Genomic DNA, 1,751 nt, shown 5'->3' with positions numbered 1-1,751 from the left:
CGCGGGCGTATTCTGCTTGCCCTCCAGCGTAGCCACCCATCATGTGGGAGTAGCCAAAAAGACCAGACGGGGAATGACCCATGAGTTTTTCAGCTATCCAAGCATTCGGGTTAGAGTTATCGCACAGTGATGTTAACTGGCGTTGGCAGAAGAAGCAGTTGCCACAGGCAATGGGAAATGGAACAACTACGCGATCGCCTATCTTGATATTTTTGACGGCACTGCCCAATTCAACGACTTCACCCATAAATTCATGACCAAGGATGTCTCCCTTTTCCATTGTGGGAATGTAGCCGTCATAAAGATGTAAATCAGAACCGCAAATCGCCGTTGTCGTGATTTTGACGACAGCATCACGGGGATTAATGATTTTTGGATCGGGTACGGTTTCGACCTGTACGTCGTTGGTACCTTGCCAGCAAACAGCTTTCATTGAGTTATTCTCCTTTTTTTATCTGGCACCAAGATGTAAAGGTTAAGAGATAACAAGCTTTCTTAACATCTTGGCGTATGTTAAAGTTCGCTCACTTGTCAGGGTTTGAGTAAGACCTTGACCAAATAAAGGCAGCTATGCTGCTATGTAAAAGATTTAAAGATCTGCCCGATGCCATGCTTGTCACAAGCCGCTAAATTTATTTATGAAAAAAGAAGGAAATATGTATGTTGCTCCGGCGTAGAACAAGAAATACTGCGTCATTACTAAATACCCTGAATTTATTTATGGGTATACATAGCAGCATAGCTGCCTTAGTACTTCTGCCTTCTTAAGCAGTTATCTTTTTTGTGCTTAAACAGTTTAAAGCCTTGCGGCGCTTCTGCTAGAGGTAAGTGATGCGAGAACACAGCCGATAGTTCGACTTCGCCCTTCAAAACATGCTCCACCAACAGGGGAATATACTTCTGACCGTACATTTGTCCGGAGTCATTTTTTGTCAGCTAATAAACAAAGGACAAGTGACTATTTCCCTGTTGGTTGTCCCTCTGTGGTGGCAATCTCGCCTGCTTCCATCATCATTTTGAAGCGGCGTAAATCATCTCCGATTTGCTGTTCTGGTTCTTTGCCGAAGATTTTGGCAATGGTAGCTCCAATCGCTCCACCAGGCGGGTTATATTTCGTGACAACTTTTACCTCAGTACCGCGATCGCCGGGTGCTGGCCGGAAGCGGACAAAACCAGAGTTATCCACGTCTGCACCTTCAACCGAAGCCCAAGCAATCAATTCGTTTTCCCGATCTTCAATGATGTCTGCATCCCATTCAACACGTACACCTAACGCCCCACTGGTCGTCCAGTGCGTTCGCGTAGCGTGTCCGGAGGACTCTCGCTTATTATTGTGTACTTTTACGTCTTGGAGATACTTCATAAAGCGCGGCAGGTTCTCAAAGTTATGCCAAAAGCGGTAGAGTTCCTCTGCTGGTTTGTTAATCGTTACCGTCTTTTCAACTTTAATTGGTTGGCTCATATCTATTGTCTCCCATGCTTGCTGTATGGTGCTTTGTTTATCGCAGTTTGGACAAACAAATTTGTCTAAACTTTAATACTATGAGCGGAGAACAGTGTAGGATAGCAGCTTATAAAGGAAAGACACGTAGAAGTCTGTTGAAAAAATTTACCCTTCGTATCAGTCTTATAGACTACTATAAAAATTAACTACTACAAATCAACACCTGAACCTTAAAGCTTTCGACTAAACCAAACCTCTAACTAAGGAATGAGATTGGTGTTAAGTTAGTTGGTTCTCGCTTGTATCT

Annotated in this window: 1 protein-coding gene and 1 pseudogene; both read right to left on the bottom strand. The window is 43.7% G+C overall.

The genetic code is table 11. The features are described 5' to 3' along the window. A partial coding sequence (locus G4P69_RS37830; RefSeq protein ID WP_208355052.1) for an alcohol dehydrogenase catalytic domain-containing protein occupies positions 1 to 433 on the bottom strand: 433 nt, incomplete at its 3' end. A gap of 525 nt (positions 434 to 958) precedes the next feature. After that, a pseudogene (locus G4P69_RS37825) lies at positions 959 to 1,501 on the bottom strand (SRPBCC family protein); the annotation flags it as partial. Positions 1,502 to 1,751: the final 250 nt, after the last annotated feature.

The organism is Aetokthonos hydrillicola CCALA 1050, from assembly GCF_017591665.1.
Lineage (GTDB): Bacteria > Cyanobacteriota > Cyanobacteriia > Cyanobacteriales > Nostocaceae > Aetokthonos > Aetokthonos hydrillicola.
This window is presented reverse-complemented; position numbering and strand designations above follow the sequence as displayed.